This window comes from Pyxidicoccus fallax, from assembly GCF_012933655.1.
Lineage (GTDB): Bacteria > Myxococcota > Myxococcia > Myxococcales > Myxococcaceae > Myxococcus > Myxococcus fallax.
This window is the reverse complement of record NZ_JABBJJ010000003.1, coordinates 38,965-65,461: the sequence shown is the minus strand read 5'-3', so window position 1 is coordinate 65,461 and position 26,497 is coordinate 38,965. Positions and strand designations below refer to the sequence as shown.

Sequence of the window (26,497 nt, the reverse complement as noted above, 5' to 3'; positions counted from 1 at the left end):
TTCTTCGTGAGTGCGCGCAGGGAACCGCCGGCCGGCGTTGGCCGCGCCATGGCTTCGCCTGCGCGCATTGAAAGGTAGCCACGGCCCATGGCGCTGACCCCCGAGCAGAAGCGCGCGCGACTCGCCGAGTTGCTGCGCGACAAGGCCCGTCAACCCCGCCGCGCCCCGGTGTCCTTCGCGCAGGAGCGCATGTGGTTCCAGGAGCGGCTCAACCCCGGGAGCGCCGCCCTCAACAGCCCCACCGCCGTGCGCCTGTCCGGCGAGCTGGACGGGGACGCCCTGCGCCGCGCCCTCCAGGAGCTGGTGCAGCGCCACGAGGCGCTGCGCACCACCTTCGTCGAGCAGGACGCTCGGGTGCTCCAGCACATCGTCCCCTCGCTGGACGTCGCCCTGCCCGTGCTGGACGTCACGGGCGAGCCGGAGGCGTGGAGCCGGCTGCACGCGGACGCGAGGCAGCCCTTCGACCTGGAGAAGGGCCCCCTGCTGCGCGCGGTGCTGTACCGCTGGGAAGCGCGCGAGCACCTGCTGCTCCTCAACGTGCACCACATCGTCTCCGACGGGTGGACGATGGGCGTGCTGGTGAAGGAGCTGGGCGCGCTCTACCCCGCGCTCGCGGCGGGCCGCCCGTCGCCGCTGCCGCCGCTGCCCATGCAGTACGCGGACTTCGCCGGGTGGCAGCGCGACGCCCTCAAGGGCGAGACGCTGGACGCGCAGCTCGGCTGGTGGCGCCAGCGGCTGGACGCCAACGCGGTGCTGGAGCTGCCCACCGACAAGCCCCGCCCCGCCGTCGCGGGCACCGACGGCGCGCGCCTCACGGTGGTGCTGCCGCCCGCGCTGCTCCAGTCGCTGAAGGACCTGGCCCGCCGCGAGGGCCGTACCCTCTTCACCGTCCTGATGTCCGCCTACGCCGCGCTGCTGTCGCGCTACAGCCGCCAGGACGACGTCGTCGTCGGCACGCCCGTGGCCGGCCGCAACCGCTCCGAGCTGGAGGGGCTCGTCGGCCTGTTCGTCAACACGCTCGCGCTGCGCACGGACCTGTCCGGAGACCCGGGGTTCGTCGAGCTGATGGGGCGGGTGCATGACGTCGCGCTGGGGGCCTTCGCGCACCAGGACGTCCCCTTCGAGAAGCTGGTGGAGGCGCTCCAGCCCGAGCGCAAGCTGAGCACCTCACCGCTGTTCCAGGTGATGTTCACCCTGCAGAACGCGCCGCTGCCGCCCCTGGACGTGCCGGGGCTGCGGCTGGAGGCGCGGCCGGTGGACAGCGGCACCGCCCAGGTGGACCTGATGCTGCTGGCCACCGAGCTGCCCGAGGGCCTGCGCGTCGCCGCGGTGTACCGCACGGACCTGTTCGAGGCGCCCACGGTGACGCGGCTGCTGGGCCACTTCCAGAGGCTGCTGGAGGCCATCGCCGCGCACCCGGAGCGGCGCCTGTCCCAGCTGCCGCTGATGGACGCGACCGAGCGCCAGCGCGTGCTGGTGGGCTGGAACGACACGGCCGCGGACCTCCCGCGCGACGTGTGCCTCCACCAGCTCTTCGAACGGCAGGCCGCGCTCACGCCCGACGCCGTCGCCCTGGAGTTCGAGGGGCAGTGCCTCACCTACGCGCAGCTCGACGCGCGCGCCAACCAGCTCGCGCACCACCTGCGCGCGCTGGGGGCTGGCCCCGAGTCGCTCGTCGGCGTGTGCCTGGAGCGCTCGCTGGAGATGGTCGTCGCGCTGATGGGCGTCCTCAAGTCGGGCGCGGCCTACGTGCCGCTGGACCCGGCCTACCCTCGCGAGCGTCTTGCCTGGATGCTGGAGGACGCCGCCGCGCCGGTGCTCCTCACGCAGGAGCGCCTGCGGGACGTCCTGCCGCCCCACTCCGCCCGGGTGCTGTGCCTGGACACGCAGTGGGCCGCCGTCGAGGCCCGGCCCGCCACCCGGCCCGCGCTCCTGGCGGGCCCGGAGTCGCTGGCGTACGTCATCTTCACCTCCGGCAGCACCGGCCGCCCCAAGGGGGCGATGAACGCGCACCTGGGCGTCGTCAACCGGCTGCTGTGGATGCAGCGCGAGTACGGGCTGACGGCGGACGACACGGTGCTGCAGAAGACGCCGTTCAGCTTCGACGTCTCCGTGTGGGAGTTCTTCTGGCCGCTGCTGACGGGCGCCCGGCTGGTGCTGGCGCGCCCCGGCGGCCACCAGGACCCGGCCTACCTCGTGAAGTTGATGGCCGAGCGGCGCGTCACCACCGCGCACTTCGTGCCCTCCATGCTGCGCGCCTTCGTGGAGGAACCGGGCCTGGAGGGCCTGGCCGACCTGCGCCGCGTGGTGTGCAGCGGCGAGGCGCTGCCGGGGGACCTGGTGCTCAAGGCCCAGGCGCGCCTGCCGGCCGCCGCCGTGCACAACCTCTACGGCCCCACCGAGGCCGCGGTGGACGTCACCTACTGGGAGTGCCCGCGCGGGCAGCCGCTGCGCTCGGTGCCCATCGGCCGGCCGGTGGCGAACACGCGCATCTACATCGTCGACGCGGCGGGCCAGCCCACGCCCACCGGCGTGACGGGCGAGCTGTACATCGGCGGCGTGCAGGTGGGGCGCGGCTACTGGCGCCGGCCCCAGCTCACCGCGGAGCGCTTCGTCCCGGACCCGTTCAGCGACACCCCGGGCGCGCGCATGTACCGCACCGGAGACCTGGCGCGCTGGCTGCCGGACGGGACGGTGGAGTACCTGGGCCGCGCCGACTTCCAGGTGAAGCTGCGCGGCTTCCGCATCGAGCTGGGGGAAATCGAGTCCGCCCTGCGCGCCCTGCCAGGGGTGGCCGACACCGTCGTCGTCGTCCGCGAGGACGGAGCCGCTGGCGCGCGGCTGGTGGCGTATGTCGTGGCCGCCCCTGGAGCGTCCCTGGACGTCGCGGCCCTGGCCACCGCGCTCGGAGAGCGGCTCCCCGCGTTCATGGTGCCGTCGGCCTTCGTGGTGCTGCCGGCCCTGCCCCTGTCGCCCAGCGGCAAGGTGGACCGCAAGGCCCTGCCCGCCCCGGAGCAGGGGGAGACGTCCCGCGAGTACGTCGCCCCGCGCACGCCCACGGAGGAGCTGGTGGCCGCGCTCTTCGCGCAGGTGCTGGGCGTGGAGCGCGTGGGAGCGAGGGACAGCTTCTTCGAGCTGGGGGGCCACTCGCTGCTGGCCACCCGGGTCGTCTCGCGCGTCCGCGCGTCCTTCGGCGTGGAGGTGGCGCTGCGCGAGCTGTTCCAGGCGCCCACCGTCACCGCGCTCGCGGCGCGCATCGACGCCGCGGTGAGCGCGGGTGAGGTCGGCACGCAGCCGCCCATCGAGCGCGTGCCTCGCTCGGGGACGCTGCCCGTCTCCTTCTCGCAGCAGCGCCTGTGGTTCCTGGACCAGCTCGAGCCCGGCAGCGCGGCCTTCAACATGTCGTTCACGCTGGAGCTGGCCGGCGAGGTGAACGTCGAGGCCCTGCGCCAGAGCCTCTCCGAGCTGGTGCGCCGGCACGAGGCCCTGCGCACCACGTTCCACGGCGAGGCCGACGGGCCCGTGCAGCGGGTCCATGCGCCCGTGCCGCTGGAGCTTCCTCTCGTCGACCTGAGTGACTTCCCGGCCGACGCGCGTCAGGCCGAGGCGCGACGCCGGGTCGGCGCGGAGTCCCTGCGCCCCTTCAGCCTGTCCACGCCCCCGCTGCTGCGGGCCCTGCTGCTGAAGCTCGAGCCGCGGCTCCACGTGCTGCTGCTCAACGTGCACCACATCGTCTCGGACGGCTGGTCGATGAGCGTCCTGGTGCGCGAGCTGACCGCGCTCTACCCCGCCGTCTCCGAGGGCCGGCCCTCGCCGCTGCCGGAGCTGCCGCTCCAGTACGCGGACTACGCGGCGTGGCAGCGCCGGTGGCTGGATGACGCGGAGCTGGAGAAGCAGCTCGCGTGGTGGCGGCGACAGCTCGACGGAGCGCCGCAGGACCTGGAGCTGCCCACCGACCGCCCACGCACGCACCATGCCTCGCCACCGGGAGCCCTGGCGCCCGTCCTGTTCCCGCGCTCGCTGGCCGTGGCCGTGGAGTCCCTCTGCCAGCGCGAGGGCATCACGCCCTTCATGCTCCTGCTGGCGGCGTTCCAGGTGCTGCTGTCGCGCTACTCCGGGCAGGAGGACATCTCCGTCGGCACTCCCGTCGCCGGCCGCAACCGCGCCGAGCTGGAGGGCATCGTCGGGTACTTCCTCAACACGCTGGTGCTGCGCACCCGCCTGGACGGCGAGCCGACGGTGCGCGAGCTGCTGCGCCGCGTGCGGGAGACGGCCCTGGGCGCCTATGCGCACCAGCATGTCCCCTTCGAGCAGCTCCAGCCGATGCGCGACCTGCGTCAGGCGCCGCTGTTCCGGACGATGTTCATCCTGCAGAACACGCCGCCCGCGGAGCTGACGTTGCCGGGGCTGTCGCTGCGCAGCGTCCCCATGGGGGACCACGTCGCGAAGTTCGACCTGACGCTGACGCTGACGCGCACGGCGGAGGGGTTCGAGGGCTCGCTGGACTACCGCGCCGACCTGTTCGACGCGTCCACCGCCGAGCGCATGGTGCGGCACCTGCGCTCGCTCGTGGAGTCCGTGGTCGCCGCGCCCGAGCAGCGCCTGTCCGCGCTCTCGCTGCTGTCGGGTGAGGAGCGGCGCCGCGTGCTCGTGGACTGGAATGCCACCTGCGCGCCCTTCCCCGAGGCGTGCATCCACTCGCTGTTCGAGGCCCAGGCGCGCCGCGCGCCGGACGTGGTGGCTGCCTCCTTCCAGGGCGAGCACCTCACGTACGCGCGGCTCGACCAGCGCGCCAACCAGCTCGCGCACGCGTTGCGCCGCCGGGGAGTAGGGCCCGAGGTCCATGTCGCGCTCAGCGTGGAGCGCTCGCTGGACATCGTCGTGGGGCTGCTCGGCATCCTGAAGGCCGGGGGCGCCTGGGTGCCCGTGGATCCGCTGCTGCCGCGCGAACGGCTGGCCTTCATGCTGGAGGACAGCGGCGCGGCGGTGCTGGTGACGCAGTCGACGCTGCTGGAGCGCTTCCCGGAGGCGCACCGTGCCCGAGCGCTCTGCCTCGACTCCGAGCGGGACGCGCTGTCGCACGAGAGCACCGAGGCGCCCGGCACGGGCGTGACTCCGAGCCACCTGGCGTACCTGCTCTACACGTCAGGCAGCACCGGCACGCCCAAGGGCACGGCCGTGGAGCACCGGAGCGTGGCGAACCTCGTGACGCAGGAGGCGGTGGCCTACGGCATCGGCCCGGGCAGCCGGGTGTTGCAGTTCGCCAGCCTGAGCTTCGACCTGTCGGTGGAGGAGATCTTCACCACGCTGTGCTCCGGCGGCACGCTGGTGCTCGCGCCGCTGGAGAAGCTGATGCCGGGTGCGCCGCTCCAGAAGCTGCTGCGGGACGAGGCGCTCACGGTCGTCAGCCTCACCCCGGCGGCGCTGGCGGCCACGTCACCGGAGGGTCTGACAGAGCTGCGCACCGTCATCTCTGGCGGCGAGGCCTTGTCCGAGGAGGTCGTGGCGCGCTGGGCTCCGGGTCGGCGGTTCATCAACTCGTACGGCCCGACGGAGGCGACGGTCGTGGCCACGCTCACCGAGTGCGTGGCGGATGGGCGTGTGCCCTCCATCGGCCGGCCCTTGGCCAACGTGCGCGCGTACGTGCTGGATGCGCGCCGCGAGCCGGTGCCCGTGGGCGTGAAGGGCGAGCTGTACCTCGGCGGCGTGGGAGTGGCCCGGGGCTACGCGGGCCGTCCGGAGCTCACCGCCGAGCGCTTCGTGCCGGACCCGTTCGCGGCGGAAGTGGAAGCCGGCGCTCGCATGTACCGCACGGGCGACGTCGTGCGCTGGCGCGAGGACGGCACGCTGGAGTTCGTCGGCCGAGCCGACGCGCAGGTGAAGGTGCGCGGCTTCCGCATCGAGCTGGGCGAGGTGGAGTCCGCGCTCGCGAAGCTCCCCGAGGTCCGCGAGGCCGTGGTGGTGGCGCGCGAGGACGGGCCCGGCGGCAAGCGGCTCGTGGGCTACGTGGTGCCTCGCGAGGGCATGACGGCGGACAGCGCCGCATTGCGCGCCGCCCTCAAGACGTCCCTGCCCGAGTACATGGTGCCCTCCGCCGTGGTGGTACTGCCGGCCCTGCCACTCACCTCCAACGGCAAGGTGGACCGCAGGGCCCTGCCCGCGCCGGACCAGTCGGCGAACAGCGGCCGTCCCGACTTCGTCGCCCCGCGCACCCAGACCGAAACGCTGCTGGCCGGGGTGTGGAGCACGGTGCTCGGCGTGCCGCGGGTCGGCCTGTCCGACAACTTCTTCGAGCTGGGCGGCCACTCCCTGCTGGCCACCCAGGCCATCAGCCGCATCCGCGCCGCGTTCGGTGTGGAGCTGCCGCTGCGGGACCTGTTCGACTCCACCACTCTGGCGGAGCTGGCCGTGCGGGTGGACCGGGCGGTGCTCGCCGGACAGGGCCCCCAGGTTCCTCCGTTGGTGCCCGTCCCGCGCACGGGCGAGCTGCCACTGTCGCTCGCACAGCAGCGCCTGTGGTTCCTCGACCAGCTCGACCCGGGCAGCGCCTTCTACAACCTGCCGGGCACGCTCCACCTGACGGGCACCCTGGACGCGGACGCCCTGCGGCGCGGCCTGACGGAGCTCGTCCGCCGCCACGAGGCGCTCCGCACCACCTTCCGCGAGGGCCCGAGCGGCCCCGTGCAGGTCATCCACCCCGCCACCCCCGTGCCGCTGCCGGTGACGGACCTGTCCGAGCAGCCCGAGGCGCGGCGCGACGTCGCGCGCTGGGTTCGGGATGAGGCGCTCCGCCCCTTCGACCTGACCCGCGGCCCACTACTGCGCGCCGCCCTGCTCCGGCTCGGTGCCCAGGAGCACGTCCTCGTGCTCACCCAGCATCACATCGTGTCGGACGGCTGGTCCATGGGCGTCGTCGTCCGCGAGCTGGCCGCGCTCTACCTCGCCTTCTCCGAGGGCCGGCCCTCGCCGCTCCCGGAGCTGTCCGTGCAGTACGCGGACTTCGCGGCATGGCAGCGCGGCTGGCTGCGGGATGACATGCTGGACCACCAGCTCCGCTGGTGGCGCGAGCGGCTCGCCGGTGCGCCCCAGGCGCTGGAGCTGCCCACGGACAGGCCGCGCCCGGCGGTGCAGACCTCGCGGGGCGGCGCTCGCCCGGTGCTCCTGCCGGTGCCGCTCGCCGAGGCCCTGGAGGCCTTCTGCCGCCGGGAGGGCATCACCCCCTTCATGGCCCTGCTCGCCGCGTGGCACCTGCTGCTCAGCCGGCATACCGGCCAGGAGGACCTGCTCGTCGGCACCGTGCTGGCGGGCCGCGACCGGGGAGAGCTGGAAGGACTCGTCGGCTTCTTCGTCAACACGCTGCCGCTGCGTGCCCGCGTGTCGGGCTCGGACACCGTCCGCTCGCTGCTGGCCCGGGAGCGAGAGAGCGTGCTCGGCGCGTTCACCTACCAGTCCGTGCCCTTCGAGCGGCTGGTGGAAGCAGTCAAGGTGGAGCGGGACCTGAGCCGTCCTCCGCTGGTGCAGGCGACCTTCGTCCTCCAGAACGCGCCCGTGCCCACGCTGTCCCTGCCCGGACTGACGCTGCGCGCGCAGCCGGTGGACGACAGCCCGGTTCGTTTCGAGCTGGAGCTCGGGCTGTGGCGCACGGCCGAGGGTTTCTCCGGCCAGCTCTCCTACAACGCGGACCTCTTCGAGGCGGACACCGTCTCACGGATGGCGGAGCAGTTCCGCGTCCTCGTGGAGGGCATCGTCGCGCGTCCCGAGGCGACCCTCGCCTCCCTGTCCCTGTTGACGGAGGCCGAGCGCCAGCGCGTCCTGGTGGATTGGAACGCGACGACCACGGTCTACCCGCGTGACACGCCCATCCACACGCTGTTCGCCCGGCAGGCCGCCCTCACGCCGGACGCGGTGGCCGTCGTCTTCGGTGACGCGCGGCTCACGTATGCGGAACTCGATGCGCGCGCGAACCAGCTCGCGCACCACCTGCGCGCCAGCGGCGTCGCGCCGGGCTCGCGCGTGGGCGTGTGCCTGGAGCGCTCGCTGGAGCTGGTGGTGGCGCTGCTCGGCGTGCTCAAGGCCGGCGGCGCCTACGTGCCGGTGGACCGCACCTACCCCGTCGAGCGCATCACCTTCCTGCTCCAGCAGGCCGGCGTCGGCGTGCTGCTCACCCAGGAGCACGTAGCGGACGAGCTGCCCGCGCTGGGCCAGTTCCTCGTGTGCCTGGACTCCGAGTGGACGCAGGTGGTGCGCTGGCCCCAGACGCCGCCGGAGGTGGAGGTCTCCGCCGACAGCCTCGCGTACGTCATGTTCACCTCGGGCAGCACCGGCCAGCCCAAGGGCGTCAGCGTGCCGCACCGAGGCGTGGTGCGGCTGGTACGCGGCTCCTCGTTCATCCAGTTCGGGCCGGAGCACACCTTCCTCCAGCTGGCGCCCGTGGCCTTCGACGCGTCCACGCTGGAAGTCTGGGGCGCGCTGCTCAACGGCGGCCGGCTGGTGGTGGCGCCCCCGCACAAGCCCTCACTGGAGGAACTGGGCGAGCTGTTCGCGCGGCACGGTGTCACCACGCTGTGGCTGACGGCCGCCCTCTTCGAGCAGGTGGTGCTGCACCAGGGCGAGGCGCTGGCCCACGTGCGGCAGGTGCTCGCCGGTGGTGACGTGCTGCCCACCGCGCGCGTGCGTCAGCACCTGGAGCGGCTGGGAGACGGCGCCGTCCTCGTCAACGGCTATGGCCCCACGGAGAACACCACGTTCTCCGCCACGCACACGCTGCGGCGTGGCTCGGACGTGGGCGCCTCCGTGCCCATTGGCCGGCCGCTGTCCAACTCCACCGCATACGTGCTGGACGCTTCCATGCAGCCGGTGCCCGTGGGCGTGCCCGGCGAGCTGTACGTCGGCGGTGACGGCCTGGCCTGGGGCTACCTGGGCCGCCCGGACCTGACAGCCGAGCGCTTCGTGCCCCATCCCTTCAGCGCCATTCCCGGTGCGCGCCTGTACCGCACGGGTGACCGGGTGCGCTGGCGCAAGGACGGGACGCTCGACTTCCTGGGCCGCACCGACTTCCAGGTGAAGGTGCGCGGCTTCCGAATCGAGCCCGGCGAGGTGGAGGCCGGGGTGCGCCAGTTCGCTGGCGTGCGCGAGGCCGTGGTGGTGGTGCGCGAGGACGTCCCCGGCGACAAGCGGCTCGTGGCGTACGTGGTGGCGGAGACCGACGAGGAGCTGGAATCCCGCGCCGTGCGCGCCTTCCTCCAGCAGAAGCTGCCCGAGTACATGGTGCCCTCGGCCGTGGTGGTGCTGCCCGCGCTGCCGCTATCGCCCAACGGCAAGGTGGACCGCAAGGCCCTGCCCGCCCCGGACGCTCCGGCCAGCGACGAGGCCATCGAGTACGTGGCGCCCCGCACGGAGACGGAGCGGCAGCTCGCGCTGTTCTTCTCGGAGCTGCTGCGCGCCGAGCGCGTGGGAGCCCACGACAACTTCTTCGACCTGGGAGGCCACTCGCTGCTGGCCACGCAGCTCGTCTCGCGCGTGCGCGCGACGTTCGGCGTCGAGATGCCTCTGCGGGACCTCTTCGAAGCGCCCACCGTGGCGGAGCTGGCCGAGCGCATTGACTCCGCGAAGCGCGGAGAGGCGCGCCCGCCGCTGGTCCCCGTGCCGCGCTCGGGCCCGCTGCCGCTGTCCTTCGCGCAGCAGCGCCTGTGGTTCCTCGACAGGCTGGAGCCGGGCAGCGCCTTCTACAACATCCCCGCGGCCGTGCGGCTCGACGGCCCGCTGGACGTCGCGGCGCTCGAACGCGCCCTCCAGGAGCTGGTCCGCCGGCACGAGGTGCTGCGCACCACCTTCCGTCAGGAGGGGGACGCCCCCGTGCAGGTCATCGCTCCGGCCGCGGAGCTGCCTCTGCGCGTGGTGGACCTGAGCGGGCTGGCGGGAGCCGCAGCGGAGGCGGAGACACGCCGGCTCATCGACGAGGACGCTCAGCGGTCCTTCTCCCTGGAGTCGGGCCCGCTGATTCGCGTGCTGCTGGTGAAGCGCGGCGCCACGGACCACGTGCTGCTGCTCAACCTGCACCACATCGTCACGGACGGCTGGTCCTCGGGCATCCTCGTCCGCGAGGTGGCCGCGCTGTACGAGGCCTTCTCCGAGGGACAGCCCTCTCCCCTGCCGGAGCTGCCGGTGCAGTACGCCGACTACGCGGTGTGGCAGCGCGGCTGGCTGCGGGACGAGACCCTCGACGCGCAGCTCGGCTGGTGGCGCGAGCAGCTCCAGGGCGCTCCGAGCGCGCTGGAGCTCCCCACGGACAAGCCGCGTCCCCCGGTGCAGCGGTTCCGGGGCGGAGTCCAGCAGCGGACCTGGCCGAAGGCCCTCTGGGAGGGCGTGAAGGCCCTGGCCCAGGACGAGGGGGCCACGCCCTTCATGGTCCTGCTGGCCGCCTGGCAGGCCGTGCTGTCGCGCTACTCGGGCCAGGAGGACGTGTGCGTGGGCTCGCCCATCGCCGGCCGCACGCACGCGGAGACGGAAGGGCTCATCGGCTTCTTCGTCAACACCCTGGTGCTGAGGACGCGCGTCTCTCCACGGGCGTCCTTCCACGAGCTGCTGGCCCGGGTGCGCGAGGTGACGCTCGGCGCCTACGCCCATCAGGACGTTCCCTTCGAGAAGCTGGTGGAGGAGCTGCAGCCGGCGCGTGACCTGAGCCGCAACCCGCTCTTCCAGGTCGCGCTGACCCTGCAGAACACACCGATGACGGAGGTGAAGCTCCGGCAGGGGCTGGCGATGAAGGCCGTGGACGCCGGCAACCTCACGTCGAAGTTCGACCTCTCGCTGCTCGTGTGGGAGACGGCCGAGGGCGCCGCCGTGGTGCTCAACCATGACAGCGACCTCTTCGTGCCGGACACGGCGGGCCGCCTGCTGAAGCACCTGGAGACGCTGCTGGAGGCGGCGGTCGCCGCGCCCGGGACTCGGGTGGGGGAGCTGCCGCTGATGGACGCGGACGAGCGTCGCCGCGTGGTGGAGGCGTGGTGCGGGACGGCGACGGCGTATCCACGAGACGCCTCGGTGGCGGAGCTGTTCGAGGCGCAGGTGCGGAAGACGCCGCACGCGGTGGCGGTGGAGCAGGCGGGACGACGGCTGTCCTACGACGCGCTGAACCGGCGGGCGAACCAGCTCGCGCACCACCTGCGGCGGCTGGGCGTGGGCCCGGAGGTCCGGGTGGGCCTGTGCGTGGAGCGCTCGCCGGAGCTGGTGGTCGGCATCCTGGCCATCCTCAAGGCCGGAGGGGCCTACGTCCCGCTCGATTCGAACTACCCGCGGGAGCGGCTGCGCTGGATGAAGCGCGAGGCCGGCGTCGCGGTGCTCGTGGCCCAGGAGAAGCTGGCCCCCCTGGTGGCCGAGGAGGGCGAGCAGGTCGTGCTCGTGGACTCCGAGCGGGTGCACGAACCCGAGGACAACCCACCGAACCGGGTGGGCGGCGCCAACCTCGCGTACGTGATGTTCACGTCGGGGAGCACGGGCAGGCCCAAGGGCGTGGGCATTCCCCACCGCGGCATCTCCCGTCTCGTGCTGGGGGCGGACTGGGTGCGCTTCGGGCCAGAGGAGGTGTGGCTGCACCTCTCGTCCATCTCGTTCGACGCGTCCACGCTGGAGTTGTGGGGCGCGCTGCTCCACGGCGCGCGGCTGGTGGTGTACCCGCATGGAGCGCCGTCGTTGGAGGAGCTGGGCCGCACGCTGGGTGAGCACCGCATCACCTCGCTGTTCATGACCACGGCCCTCTTCGACCAGCTCCAGGCCCGGTACCCCGAGACCCTGGCCCACGTGAAGCAACTGATGAGCGGCGGAGAGGCGATGCCCATCGCTCGCGCGAAGGAGCGACTCTCCGCCGGACATCCCTTCATGAACGTGTACGGCCCGACGGAGAACACGACCTTCTCCACCGTGTACGCCATGGACTCGCTGGACGACGTCGGCACCCGCTCGGTGTCCATTGGCCGGCCCATCAACAACACGACGGTGTACGTGCTGGACGAAGCCCTGCATCCCGTCCCGGTGGGCGTGCCGGGCGAGCTGTACGTGGGCGGAGACGGCCTCGCGGTGGGCTACCTCGGACGGCCGGAGCTGACGGCCGAGCGCTTCGTGCCCCACCCCTTCGGAGACGGGGAGCGGCTGTACCGCACGGGAGACAGCGTGCGGTGGCTCGCGGATGGCACCCTCGAGTTCCTGGGCCGCAAGGACGGCCAGGTGAAGCTGCGCGGCTTCCGCATTGAGACCGGTGAGGTGGAGACCGCGCTGACGCAGCATCCGCGGGTGAAGGAAGCCGTGGTGATGGTGCGCGAGGACCGGCCTGGAGACAGGCGCCTGGTGGCCTACGTCGTGCCGTCTGACGTGGACGCCCCGGCGCTCAAGGACTTCCTCCGCCAGAAGCTGCCCGAGTACATGGTGCCCTCGGCGCTGGTGCCGCTGGACGCGCTGCCACTGACGCCCAATGGCAAGGTGGACCGGCGCGCGCTTCCCGCCCCCGAGGCCACTGCGTCCACGCAGCGGGAGTACGTGGCGCCTCGGACGGAGCTGGAGCAGCGGCTCGCCGTGCTGTGGACCGAGGTGCTGGGCGCGGCCCGGCCGGGTGTCGACGACAACTTCTTCGACCTGGGCGGTCACTCGCTGCTGGCCACGCGGCTCATCTCGCGCATCCGCGCGTCCCTGGGCGTGGAGCTGCCCCTGCGCGCCCTGTTCGAGGCGCCCACGCTCGGAGCGCTCGCCTGGCGCATCGAGGTCGCGCGGGGCGAGGGCTCGGCGCCGGAGGCCCCGCCTCCCGTCCCCGTGCCGCGCGATGGCGCGCTGCCGCTGTCCTTCGCGCAGCAGCGCCTGTGGTTCATCGACCAGCTCGAACCCGGGAGCGCCGCCTATAACGTCCCCGTCACCCTGCGCATCGACGGGACGCTCCGGGTGGACGCGCTCCAGCGGGCCTTCTCCGCGCTGGTGGAGCGGCACGAGGCGCTGCGCACCACCTTCGCGACTCGCGAGGACGCGCCCGTCCAGGTCATCCATCCGCCCTCGGAGTTCCGGCTGGAGGCCGAGGACCTCGGCGCGCTGCCCGAGAGCGAGCGCTGGGAGGAGGCACGTCGCCGCGCCATGCGAGAGGCGGCGATGCCCTTCGACCTGGGCACGGGCCCACTGCTGCGCGCCCGCCTGCTGCGGCTGACGCCCGAGACGCACGTGCTCGTGGTGGTGATGCACCACATCGTCTCGGACGGCTGGTCCATGGGCGTGCTGGTGCGCGAGATGGAAGCGCTGTACGCGGCGTTCTCGGAGGGACGGTCGCCGGAGCTGCCGGTGCTGCCGGTGCAGTACGCGGACTACGCCGTGTGGCAGCGGCGGTGGCTGAGCGGCGCGACGCTGGAGGCACAGCTCGGCTGGTGGAAGGAGCGGCTGGCCGGAGCGCCTCCGCACCTGGAGCTGCCCACGGACAAGCCTCGCCCCGCGGTGCTGTCGAACCAGGGCGGTACGGTACCGGTGCGGCTGTCCGGTGAGCTCGGCGCGGCCCTGACGGCACTGGCGCAACGGGAAGGGGCCACGCCCTTCATGGTGCTGCTCGCTGCCTTCCAGGTGCTGCTGTCGCGCTACTCTGGGCAGCAGGACGTCAGCGTGGGCTCGCCCATCGCGGGCCGCCGTTACGCGGAGACGGAGGGGCTCATCGGCTTCTTCGTCAACACCCTGGTCCTGCGGGCCCAGGTGCGGCCCCACGTCACGTTCCGCGAGCTGCTGGCCCAGGTCCGTGAGACCACCCTGGGCGGCTACGCCCACCAGGACGTGCCCTTCGAGAAGCTGGTGGAGGAGCTGCAACTGGAGCGGGACCTCAGCCGCACACCGCTCTTCCAGGTGCTGTTCGCCCTGCAGAACGCGGACAGGCCGGCGGCACGAAGGTCGCCGCTCGCGCTGCGAGAGCTGGAGGTGGAGAACCCCACGAACCGGTTCGAGCTGGAGCTGAACCTCTGGCACACCGCGGAGGGCTACGAAGGCGTCCTGGGCTACAACTCCAGCCTGTTCGAGGGCACCACGGCTCGGCGGATGGTGGAACACTTCGGGACGCTGGTGGAGGCGCTCGTCTCCCGTCCCGAGGTGTCTCTGGCTTCGATGTCGCTGCTCTCGGAAGTGGAGCGCCGACAGGTGCTGGTGGACTGGAATGCCACCGCCTCCGAGTACCCGCGCGGCTCGACCCTGCCCGAGGTCTTCTCGCAGGTGGTGGCTCGCTTCTCCGACAAGGTCGCTGTCGAGTTCGGGGAGGAGAAGCTCACCTACCGGCAGCTCGATGCGCGCGCCAACCAGCTCGCCTGGCACCTGCGGAGCCTCGGTGTGTCCACCGACTCCCGTGTCGCCATCGCGCTGGACCGCTCGTTGGAGCTGATTGTCTCGCTGGTCGCCATCCTCAAGGCCGGGGGCGCCTACGTCCCGCTCGACCCGTCCTACCCCCGTGAGCGCCTCGCGGCCATGGTGGAGGACGCGCGTCCTCGCGTGCTCGTCACCTCTCGCGCGCTGCGGGCGAAGCTGCCCGTGGCCGAGACGTTGGCCTCTCCGGGGCAGCCGGCCTCCTCGTCCACCTCCCAGGGGCAGCCGGCCTCCTCGTCCACCTCCCAGGGGCAGCCGGCCTCCTCGTCGTTGTCGGCCGCGCGTGGATTGCCCATGGACGGGCTGTCCACCGTGGTGCTGGAGGACGTGTCCCTGGACGGGCTGCCGACCTCCGCGCCTCCTTTCGCTGCGCTGCCCGGTAGCCTCGCGTACATCGACTTCACCTCCGGCTCCACCGGCCGGCCCAAGGGGGTCGGCACCCCTCAGGCCGCCGTGCTGCGCACCGTCTTCGGTGTCGACTACGCGCACCTCGGCCCCGACGAGACGTTCCTGCTCATCGCGCCTGTCTCCTTCGACGCCTCCACCCTGGAACTCTGGGGCCCGCTGCTCCATGGCGCGCGGCTGGTGGTGTTCCCTCCTCACTCGCCTTCCGACCTGAAGGAGCTGGAGTCCGTGCTGGTGAAGCACGGTGTCACCACGCTCCACCTCACCTCCGGTCTCTTCACGCAGGTGGCGGACCACAACCTCGCCGCGCTGCGTGGCGTGAAGCAGCTGCTCACCGGTGGCGACGTCGTCAGCGCGCCTCACGTGCGCCGCGTCCTCGAAGAGCTGCGCATCCCCGTCACTGCCTGCTACGGCCCTACCGAGACGACGCTCTTCGCCTCCTGCCACCGCATGACGGACGTCGCCCACGTGGGCTCCTCCGTTCCCATCGGCAAGCCCATCGGCAACACCCGCGTGTACCTGCTGGACTCTTCCGGCCAGCCGGTGCCCGTCGGTGTCACGGGTGAGCTGTTCATCGGTGGTGACGGCGTCGCCCGCGGCTACGTGGAGCAGCCCGCCCTCACCGCCGAACGCTTCGTCCCCGATGCGTTCTCCGGCATCCCCGGTGCTCGCCTGTACCGCACGGGCGACCTCGCCCGCTGGCGTAAGGACGGCGTGCTGGAGTTCCTCGGCCGTGCCGATGCCCAGGTGAAGGTGCGCGGCTACCGCATCGAGCTGGCCGAAGTCGAAGCCGCCCTGCTCGCCTTCTCCGACGTCGCCCAGGCCGTGGCCCTCGTTCGCGAGGACGTCCCCGGTGACAAGCGTCTCGTCGGCTACGTCGCCGCTCCCGAGTCGCTCGACATCAGCGCCCTGCGCGACTCCCTGAAGCAGCGGCTGCCCGAGTACATGGTGCCCTCCGCCCTCGTGCGGCTGGACGCCCTGCCCCTCACCTCCAATGCCAAGGTGGACCGCAAGGCCCTTCCCGCCCCCGACGCGGCGCTGGCCTCCGCCGAGGCCTACGTCGCGCCTCGCAATGCCACCGAGGAGAAGCTGGCCGAGCTGTTCGCCAGCGTCCTGCGGCTCGAGCAGGTGAGCGTCACCGGCAACTTCTTCGAACTCGGCGGTCACTCGCTGCTGGCCACCCAGGTCATCTCCCGCATCCGCTCCACCTTCGAAGTGGAACTGCCCCTGCGTGCGCTCTTCGAGGCGCCCACCGTCGCCGCCCTCGCCGAGCGCATCGACGCCTCCCGCTCGGGCACCCAGGCTCACGCCCTCGTCCCCGTGCTCCGTACCGGGCCGATGCCGCTGTCCTTCGCCCAGCAGCGCCTGTGGTTCATCGACCAGCTCCAGCCCGACAGCCCCACCTACAACATGCCCACGTTCGTGCGCATGACGGGAGCGCTCGATGAGGCCGCCCTGCGGCGCGGCTTCGACGAGCTGGTGCTGCGCCACGAGGCGCTCCGCACCACCTTCATCCAGCAGGAGGGTGAGCCCTTCCAGGTCATCGCCCCCACCGGCACGCTGCCGCTGGAGGTGGTGGACCTCAGCGCCCTGGAGCCCCAATTCGCTCGCGCCGAGCTGGGACGCCACCTCCGCGAGGAGCTGCTGCGGCCCTTCAACCTCTCCACCGGCCCGCTGATTCGCGCGCGGCTGCTGAAGCTGTCGCCCACCGAGCACGTGCTCGCCCTCAACATGCACCACATCGTCTCGGACGGCTGGTCCATGAACGTGCTGGTGCGTGAGGTCGCGGCGCTCTACGAGGCCTTCTCCCAGGGCCGACCCTCGCCCCTTCCGCCCATGACGCTCCAGTACGCAGACTACGCCGTCTGGCAGCGCGCGTGGCTCCAGGGAGCGGTGCTCGACGAGCAGCTCGCCTTCTGGCGCGAGCAGCTCTCCGGTGTCTCCACGCTGGAGCTGCCCACCGACAAGCGGCGGCCGCCCGTGCAGACCTTCAACGGCGCGGATGTGCCTCTCGCGCTCTCCAGCGCCACCGCCGAGGCGCTCAAGGCGCTCTGTCAGCGCGAGGGCGCCACGCTCTACATGGCGCTGCTCGCGGCCTTCCAGGTGCTGCTGTCGCGCTACTCCGGCCAGCAGGACATCGCCGTCGGCTCGCCCATCGCCGGCCGTCAGCGCGGTGAGCTGGAAGGCCTCATCGGCTTCTTCGCCAACACGCTGGTGCTGCGCGCCCGCGTGGAGGACCCGGCCTCCTTCCTCCACCTGCTGCGTCAGGTGAAGGAGGTGGCCCTGGGCGCCTATGCGCACCAGGACGTGCCCTTCGAGCGCCTCGTGGAGGAGCTGCAGCCCGCGCGTGACATGAGCCGCGGCCCGCTGTTCCAGGTGATGTTCACCCTGCAGAACGCGCCCACGACCGCGGCCCGGGGCATGGGGCTGGCGCTGCACCCGCTGGAGGTGGACAACCCCACCATCAAGTTCGACCTGGAGCTGTGCCTCGGAGAGACGCCGAACGGCCTCACCGGCATGCTGCGGTACAACACCGACCTGTTCGACGGTGCCACCGTCGCGCGGATGGCGCAGCACTTCCGCGTCCTCGTGGAGGCCCTCGTCTCCCGCCCCGAGGCGCCGCTGGCCTCCATCTCCCTGCTGACCGGCGCCGAGCGCCAGCAGGTGCTGGTGGACTGGAACGCCACGGCAACGACCTTCCCGGAGGACGCCTGCGTCCACGAGCGCGTCGCGGCCTGGGCGCGGAGCACTCCGGACGCGGTGGCCGTGGAGTCCGACGACGCGAGGCTCACCTACCGGGAGCTGGACGCACGAGCGAACCAGCTCGCCCGCGCGCTGCTGCGCCGGGGCGTCCGCCCGGGTGACTGCGTCGCGCTCTGCGTGCAGCGTGCTCCCGAGATGGTGGTGGGCCTGCTCGGCATCCTCAAGGCCGGCGCCGCCTACGTGCCGCTGGCGCCGGACTATCCGCGCGAGCGCCTGGCCTTCATGCTCCAGGACTCGGGCGCCCGGGTGCTCCTCACCCGGCAGGCCCTGCTCGGCCTGCTGCCCGAGGGCACGGACGTGCTGTGCCTCGACGACGCCTCGCTCCGCGAGGACACGCGCGCGCCGGACGTCGCGGTGTCCGCGAGCGATGCCGCCTACGTCATCTACACGTCGGGCAGCACCGGCCAGCCCAAGGGCGTGGTCATCCCGCACGGCGCCCTCGTCAATCACATGGCGTGGTTCCTCTCCGCCTTCGGCATCACCGCCGGGGACCGGGTGCTGCAGAAGACGCCGCTGAGCTTCGACGCGTCCGTGTGGGAATGCTGGGCGTCGCTGTTGGTGGGCGCCCCGCTCGTGCTCGCGCCGCCCGACGCCCACCGCGACCCGGCCGAGCTGGTGGCCTGCGTGGTGCGTCAGCGCATCACCGTCCTGCAGGTGGTGCCCTCCATGCTCCGCTTCATGCTGGAGGAGGAGGGCCTGCGGAGCGCCACGCACCTGCGCTGGCTGTTCTGCGGCGGCGAGGCCCTGGCCTCCGAGCTGGCCACGCGCCCGCGGGCGCTGCTCCCCCAGACGCGGCTGGTCAACCTGTACGGCCCCACCGAGACCACCATCGACGCCACCTCCGCGCTGGCCACGGGCCAGGAGCACGGCTCCACCGTGCCCATGGGCCGGCCGGTGGCGAACACCCGGCTCTACGTGCTGGATGAACACCTGCGGCCCGTGCCGCCGGGCGTTCCCGGGGAGCTGTTCATCGGCGGCGCGCAGCTCGCCCGGGGCTACCTGGGCCGTCCCGCGCTCACCGCCGAGCGCTTCATGCCCGACCCGTTCGCCACCACCGCCGGCTCGCGCCTGTACCGCACCGGTGACCGGGTGCGCTGGCTGCGGGACGGCTCGCTGGAGTACCTGGGCCGCCAGGACTCGCAGGTGAAGGTGCGTGGCTTCCGCATCGAGCCGGGCGAGGTCGAGGCCGCACTGCGCGCCCACGCGGGCGTGCGCGACGCGGTGGTGATGGCTCGCGAGGACGTGCCCGGCCAGCAGCGGCTGGTGGCCTACGTCGTCCCGCGCACCCCGGTCTCGCCGCGCGAGTGGCTGCGCGAGCGCATGCCCGAGTACATGGTGCCCTCCGCCTTCGTGATGCTGGAGGCGTTGCCGCTCACGCCCAACGGCAAGGTGGACCGCAAGGCGCTCCCCGCCCCCGACGCGTCCACCGACACCCGCGCCAGCTTCGTCGCCCCCCGCGACGCCACGGAGGAGAAGCTCGCCGCCATCTGGGCCGAGGTGCTCCGGCTCGAGAAGGTCAGCGTCACCGAGGACTTCTTCTTCCTCGGCGGCCACTCCCTCCTCGCCACGCAGGTGATTTCCCGCATGCGCCGCGCCTTCCAGGTCGAGCTGCCCGTGCGCGCCCTCTTCGAGGCGCCCACCATCGCCGCGCTCGCCTCGCGCATCGAGTCCTCGCGCAATGCCTCGACGACGAGCGCTCAGGCCCCGGCCATCGCGCCCTCGGGTCGCCCCCGCGCGCTGCCGCTGTCCTTCGCCCAGCAGCGACTGTGGTTCATCGACCAGCTCGAGCCCGGCAGCATCGCCTACAACATGCCCACGTTCGTGCGCATGGAAGGCGTGCTCGACCCGGACGCGCTGCGCCGCGCCTTCGAGGCGCTGGTGCAGCGCCACGAGGCACTGCGCACCACCTTCACCCAGCAGGAGGGACAGCCCCTCCAGGTCATCTCTCCCATCGGCTCACTCCCGCTGGAGACGGTGGACCTCAGCGGCCTGGAGCCCGAGGCCGCCCGCGCCGAGCTGGAGCGCCGTCTGCGTGAAGAGACGCTGCGGCCCTTCGACCTTTCCACCGGTCCGCTGATTCGCGCGCGGCTGCTGAAGCTGGGCGAGACGGACCACGTGCTCGCCCTCGACATGCACCACATCGTCTCGGACGGCTGGTCCATGGGCGTGCTGGTGCGTGAGGTGGGCGCGCTCTACGAGGCATTCTCCCAGGGCCTGCCTTCCCCCCTGCCTCCGTTGGCGCTCCAGTACGCGGACTACGCGGTCTGGCAGCGTGCGTGGCTTCGGGGCGCGGTGCTCGACGAGCAGCTCGGCTACTGGAAGCGCCAGCTCTCGGGGCTGAGCACGCTGGAGCTGCCCACCGACAAGCCTCGTCCTCCCGTGCAGACCTTCCATGGCGCCCAGGTGCCCGTGGCGCTGTCGCACGCGACGTCCGAGCGGCTCCGGCTGCTGTGCCAGCGCGAGGGCGCCACGCCCTTCATGGCCCTGCTCGCCGCCTGGCAGGTGCTGCTGTCGCGCTACTCCGGCCAGCAGGACATCGCCGTCGGCTCGCCCATCGCGGGCCGCCAGCGCGGTGAGCTGGAAGGCCTCATCGGCTTCTTCGTCAACACGCTGGTGATGCGCACGCGGCTGGAGGCTCGCGGCTCCTTCCGCGACCTGCTGCGGCAGGTGAAGGAAGCGGCGCTGGGCGCGTATGCGCACCAGGACGTGCCCTTCGAGCGGCTGGTGGAGGAGCTGCAGCCAACTCGTGACATGAGCCGCAGCCCCCTGTTCCAGGTCTTCTTCGCCCTGCAGAACGCGCCCATGCCCGCGGCGCGGAACGCCGTGCTGACGCTGCATCCGCTGGAGGCAATGGACAACCCCAACATCAAGTTCGAGCTCCAGCTCAGCCTGGGCGAGCTGCCCGAGGGATACCAGGGCGCGCTGAGCTACAACACCGACCTGTTCGAAAGCACCACCGCGCAACGGATGGCGGAGCACTTCCGCGCGCTGGTGGAAGCGCTCGTCTCCCGGCCCGAGGCACCTCTCGCGTCGCTGCCCATGCTCACGCAGCCCGAGCGTCGGCAGATGCTGGTGGAGTGGAACGCCACCGCCTCCGACTACCCGCGCGGCTCCACCCTGCCCGAGGTCTTCGCACAGGTGGTGGCTCGCTCTCCGGACAAGGTCGCTGTCGAGTTCGGGGACGAGAAGCTCACCTACCGGCAGCTCGATGCGCGCGCCAACCGGCTGGCCTGGCACTTGCGGAGCCTCGGTGTGTCCACCGACTCGCGCGTGGCCATCGCGCTGGACCGCTCGCTGGAGCTGATTGTCTCGCTGGTGGCCATCCTCAAGGCCGGGGGCGCCTACGTGCCTCTGGACCCGTCCTATCCGCGTGAGCGTCTGGCGGCCATGGTGGAGGACGCGCGTCCTCGCGTGCTCGTCACCTCTCGCGCGCTGCTGGCGAAGCTGCCCATGGACGGGCTGTCCACCGTGGTGCTGGAGGACGTGTCCCTGGAGGGGTTGCCCACTTCCACGCCTCCTTCCACCGCGCTGCCACAAAGCCTCGCGTACATCGACTTCACCTCCGGCTCCACCGGCCGGCCCAAGGGCGTCGGTACCCCGCATGCGGCCGTACTGCGCACCGTCTTCGGTGTCGACTACGCGCACCTCGGCCCGGACGAGACGTTCCTGCTCATTGCCCCCGTCTCCTTCGACGCCTCCACCCTGGAGCTGTGGGGCCCGCTGCTGCACGGCGCGCGACTCGTCGTCTTCCCCCCGCACTCACCTTCCGACCTGAAGGAATTGGAGTCCGTGCTGACGAAGCATGGAGTCACCACGCTCCACCTCACCTCGGGCCTCTTCACCCAGGTGGTCGATTCGCGTCCCGAGGCCTTGCGCAACGTGCGCCAGCTCCTCACGGGTGGCGACGTGGTGAGCGCGCCTCATGTGCGCCGGGTCCTGGAAGGAATGTTCATTCCGGTGACGGCCTGCTACGGCCCCACCGAGACGACGCTCTTCACCTCGTGCCACCGCATGACGGACGTCGCCCACGTGGGCTCCTCCGTTCCCATCGGCAAGCCCATCGGCAATACCCGGGTGTACGTGCTGGACGCTTCCGGCCAGCCGGTGCCCGTGGGTGTCACCGGCGAGCTGTTCATCGGTGGCGACGGCATCGCCCGGGGCTACGTCGAGCAGCCCGCCCTCACCGCCGAGCGCTTCGTCCCCGACGCCTTCTCCGGCATCCCCGGGGCGCGCCTCTACCGCACCGGCGACCTCGTCCGCTGGCGCAAGGACGGCGTGCTGGAGTTCCTCGGCCGCGCCGACGCCCAGGTGAAGATTCGCGGCTTCCGCATCGAGCTGGCCGAAGTCGAAGCCGCCCTGCTGGCCTTCCCTGGCGTGGCCCAGGCCGTGGCCCTGGCGCGAGAGGACGTGCCCGGTGACAAACGCCTCGTCGGCTACGTCGCCGCGCCTGAGTCCCTCGACATGTCCGCGCTGCGTGACTTCCTGAAGCAGCGGCTGCCCGAATACATGGTGCCCTCCGCCCTCGTGCGGTTGAACGCCCTGCCTCTCACCTCCAACGCCAAGGTCGACCGCAAGGCCCTCCCCGCTCCGAGCCTGGCGCTGACGTCCTCGCCCGAGTCCTACGTCGCGCCTCGCACACCCACCGAGGAGCTGCTCTCCAACCTCTTCGCCCAGGTCCTGCGCGTCGCGCGGGTCGGCGTGCACGACAACTTCTTCGCGCTCGGCGGTCACTCGCTGCTGGCCACGCAGCTCGTTTCGCGGGTGCGGGCCACCCTGGGAGTCGAGCTTCCCCTGCGCGAGCTGTTCGCCGCCCCCACCGTCGAGGGGCTCGCGGCGCGCGTGGACTCCACCCGTGCGTCCACGACCGCGCGCCAGCCGCCCGTCGTCCCGGTGCCTCGCACGGGTCCGCTGCCGCTGTCCTTCGCCCAGCAGCGCCTGTGGTTCATCGACCAGCTCGAGCCCGGCAGCGCCACGTACAACATGCCCGCCTTCGTGCGGCTGGAGGGCACGCTGGACGTGGACTCGCTCCGCCGCGCCCTCTCCGAGCTGGTCCGCCGGCACGAGGCGCTGCGCACCACTTTCGTCGAGCAGGAAGGGCAGCCCCTCCAGCTCATCCACCCGCACGTGGAGCCGAAGCTCACCGTGATGGACCTCGGCGGCCTGGAGCCCGAAGCCGCTCGGGAAGCGCTGGAGCACGGACTGCGTGAGGAAGCGTCGCGGCCGTTCCGTCTCACCACCGGCCCGCTGCTGCGCGCGGGACTGTGGAAGCTCGGGCCCTCCAGGCATGTGCTCGCGCTCAACCTGCATCACATCGTGTCGGACGGCTGGTCCATGGGCGTGTTGGTGCGCGAGGTGGCCGCGCTCTACACGGCGTTCACCCAGGGCCTTCCGTCTCCCCTGCCGCCCCTGCCCATCCAGTACGCCGACTTCGCCGTCTGGCAGCGCCAGTGGCTGCAGGGCTCCGTGCTGGAAGAACAGCTCTCCTGGTGGCGCGAGCGCCTCTCCGGGCTCGCCGCGCTGGAGCTGCCAACCGACAGGCCCCGCCCGCCCGTGCGGACCTTCCGTGGCGCCACGGTGCCCGTCGCGCTCTCGCGGTCCGCCTCCGAGGCACTCGCAACGCTCTGCCAGCAGGAGGGCGTCACGCCCTTCATGGCGCTGCTGGCCGGCTACCAGGTGCTGCTCTCCCGGTACTCGGGCCAGCAGGACATCGGTGTGGGCTCGCCCATCGCGGGTCGTCAGCGGGGAGAGACGGAGGGTCTCATCGGCTTCTTCGTCAACACGGTGGTGCTGCGGACCCGGGTGGAGGCACGGGCCTCGTTCCGCCAGTTGTTGCAACAGGTGAGGGAGACCGCCCTGGGCGCATACGCGCACCAGGACGTGCCCTTCGAGCGGCTGGTGGAGGAGCTCCAGACCTCGCGCGACCTGAGCCGGAGCCCGCTCTTCCAGGTGTTCTTCGCCCTGCAGAACGCGCCCACGGCTTCGGCGCGGATGCCCGGGCTGACACTGCACGCCCTGGCGGTGGACACCCCTTCCGCGCGATTCGAGCTGGAGCTGAACCTGGAAGCGACGCCGGAGGGGTATCAGGGCGTCCTGGGCTACAACACCGACCTGTTCGAGGACGCCACTGCTCGGCGGATGGTGGAGCATTTCCGTACGCTGATGGAGGCGCTCGTCTCCCGGCCCGAGACGTCGCTGGCTTCGGTGTCCATGCTGTCGGACGTGGAGCAACGGCAGATGCTGGTGGATTGGAATGCCACCGCCTCCGACTACCCGCGCGGGTCCACCCTGCCCGAGGTCTTCTCGCGCGTGGTGGCCCGCTTCCCGGACAAGGTCGCTGTCGAGTTCGGGGAGACGAAGCTCACCTACCGGCAGCTCGATGCGCGCGCCAATCAACTGGCCTGGCACCTGCGCGGCCACGGCGTTTCCACCGACTCGCGTGTGGCCATTGCCCTGGACCGCTCGCTGGAGCTGATTGTCTCGCTGCTCGCCATCCTCAAGGCAGGTGGCGCCTACGTCCCGCTCGACCCGTCCTATCCCCGTGAGCGCCTCGCGGCCATGGTGGAGGATGCGCGTCCTCGCGTGCTCGTCACCTCACGCGCGCTGAAGGAGAAGCTGCCGGTGGGCGGACTTCCCCCGGCCTCCGCGCCGTTGGACGCCAACCCGGGCACCATGGGCGGGCTGCCCACGGTGGTCCTGGAGGACGTGTCCCTGGAGGGGCTGCCGACTTCCGCTCCTCCTTCTTTGGCCGCGCTGCCGCAGAGCCTCGCGTATATCGACTTCACCTCCGGTTCCACCGGCCGGCCCAAGGGCGTCGGTACCCCGCAGGCCGCCGTGCTTCGCACCGTCTTCGGCGTCGACTATGCGCGCCTCGACCCCGACGAGACGTTCCTGCTCATTGCCCCTGTCTCCTTCGACGCCTCCACCCTGGAACTGTGGGGCCCGCTGCTCCATGGCGCGCGGCTGGTGGTGTTCCCTCCGCACTCGCCCTCCGACGTGCATGAACTGGAATCCGTGCTGGTGAAGCACGGCGTGACGACGCTGCACCTCACCTCCGGCCTCTTCACCCAGGTGGTGGACAACCACCTCACCGCGCTACGGGGCGTGAAGCAGCTCCTCACGGGGGGCGACGTCGTCAGCGCGCCGCACGTGCGCCGGGTGCTGGAGGAGCTGCGCATCCCCGTCACCGCCTGCTACGGGCCCACCGAGTCGACGCTCTTCGCCTCGTACCACCGCATGACGGACGTGGCCCACGTGGGCTCCTCCGTTCCCATCGGCAAGCCCATCGGCAATACCCGGGTGTACGTGCTGGACGCTTCCGGCCAGCCGGTGCCCGTGGGTGTCACCGGTGAGCTGTTCATCGGTGGCGACGGCATCGCCCGGGGCTACGTCGAGCAGCCCGCCCTCACCGCCGAGCGCTTCGTCCCCGACGCCTTCTCCGGCATCCCCGGCGCTCGCCTCTACCGCACCGGCGACCTCGTCCGCTGGCGCAAGGACGGCGTGCTGGAGTTCCTCGGCCGCGCCGACGCCCAGGTGAAGATTCGCGGCTTCCGCATCGAGCTGGCCGAAGTCGAAGCCGCCCTGCTCGCGCACTCCGAGGTCGCCGAAGCCCTTGCCCTCGTTCGCGAGGACGTGCCCGGTGACAAGCGGCTGGTGGCCTACGTGGTGCCTTCGTCGAAGGCGGAGCCCTCCTCCCCCCTCGACACCGTCCAGCTCCGCGCCTTCCTCGCGCGGCGGCTGCCCGAGTACATGCTGCCCTCGGCCGTGGTCGTCCTCGACGCCTTCCCGCTCACCTCCAACGCCAAGGTGGACCGGAAGGCCCTGCCCGCGCCCGAGGCCTCCTCCGCGCACGCCCACGTCGCGCCGCGGACTCCCACCGAGCAGTCCCTCGCCACGCTCTGGGCCGAGGTCCTCCACGTGGAGGAGGTGGGCGTCACCGACGACTTCTTCGCCCTGGGCGGACACTCGCTCCTGGCCGTGCGCCTCATGGCCCGCCTGCGCCAGCTCACCGGGCTGACGGTACCGCTGGCCACCCTCTTCCAAGCCCCCACCGTGGAGCGGCTGGCCCGATGGGTGGAGCAGCACGGACACGGCGTCCAGCAGGCCACTCCCAACCTCGTGCGGCTGGACCGGGGTACCTCCACGCAAAGCCCCTTCTTCCTCGTGCACGGAGGAGGCGGCGGCGTGCTCGGCTACGCCGACCTCGTCCGCCAGCTCGGCGGGAGTTGGCCCGTCTACGGCCTGTCCGCCTCGGGACTCGAAGGCGGCGAGCTGCCCCCGGCCTCCGTGGAGGCACTGGCGCGTGACTACCTCGCGCAGGTGCGCGCCGTGCAACCCCACGGGCCCTACCGGCTCGGAGGCTGGTCCTTCGGCGGACTCGTCGCGTACGAGATGGCCCGCCTGCTCCAGGCCCACGGAGAGCGCGTGGACGTGCTCGCCCTCTTCGACACCCCCGCCCCCACGGCCCACGTGAGGCCCGAGCCGGACACCCTCACCCTGCTGGCCGGCTTCGCCCAGGTGCTCGGCCTGCCCTGGCGGAGTCTCGGCGTGGACGTGGAGCACCTGCGGCGGCTGGACGCTCGCGACGCGCTGGCCTCCGTGCTGGAGCAGTCGCCCCGCTCCCCCGACCTGGAGCCGGCCGCGGCGGAGTGCCTCTTCGCCGTGTACCAGCGGCTCCACGAGGCCCTGCGTCACTACACTCCCAGCGGCACCTACACGGGCCCCACCTGGGTCTTCAGGGCGGCCACTCCCTCTGGAGGACCCACGTCCGCCGAGGACCTGGGCTGGGGCCCCTGGCTCACCGAGCCGCCCCGGGTCCACGAGGTGACCGGCGACCACTACGGCCTCCTGCGCGAGCCCCACGTCGCCTCGCTCGCCAGGACGCTTGCTCGGGTCCTCGATCCGGTGGAGCCGGACTCCGAGTGACTCCGCCGTCTTCCAGGCCCCGAGGCGGCCGGCGAACTCC

Annotated in this window: 1 protein-coding gene; it reads left to right on the top strand. The window is 72.1% G+C overall.

All coding sequences use genetic code 11. The features are described 5' to 3' along the window. Positions 1-87: 87 nt before the first annotated feature. Positions 88-26,457 (top strand): non-ribosomal peptide synthetase, encoded by a 26,370-nt coding sequence (locus tag HG543_RS01235; protein WP_169342769.1) that lies wholly within the window; start codon positions 88-90, stop codon positions 26,455-26,457. Positions 26,458-26,497: the final 40 nt, after the last annotated feature.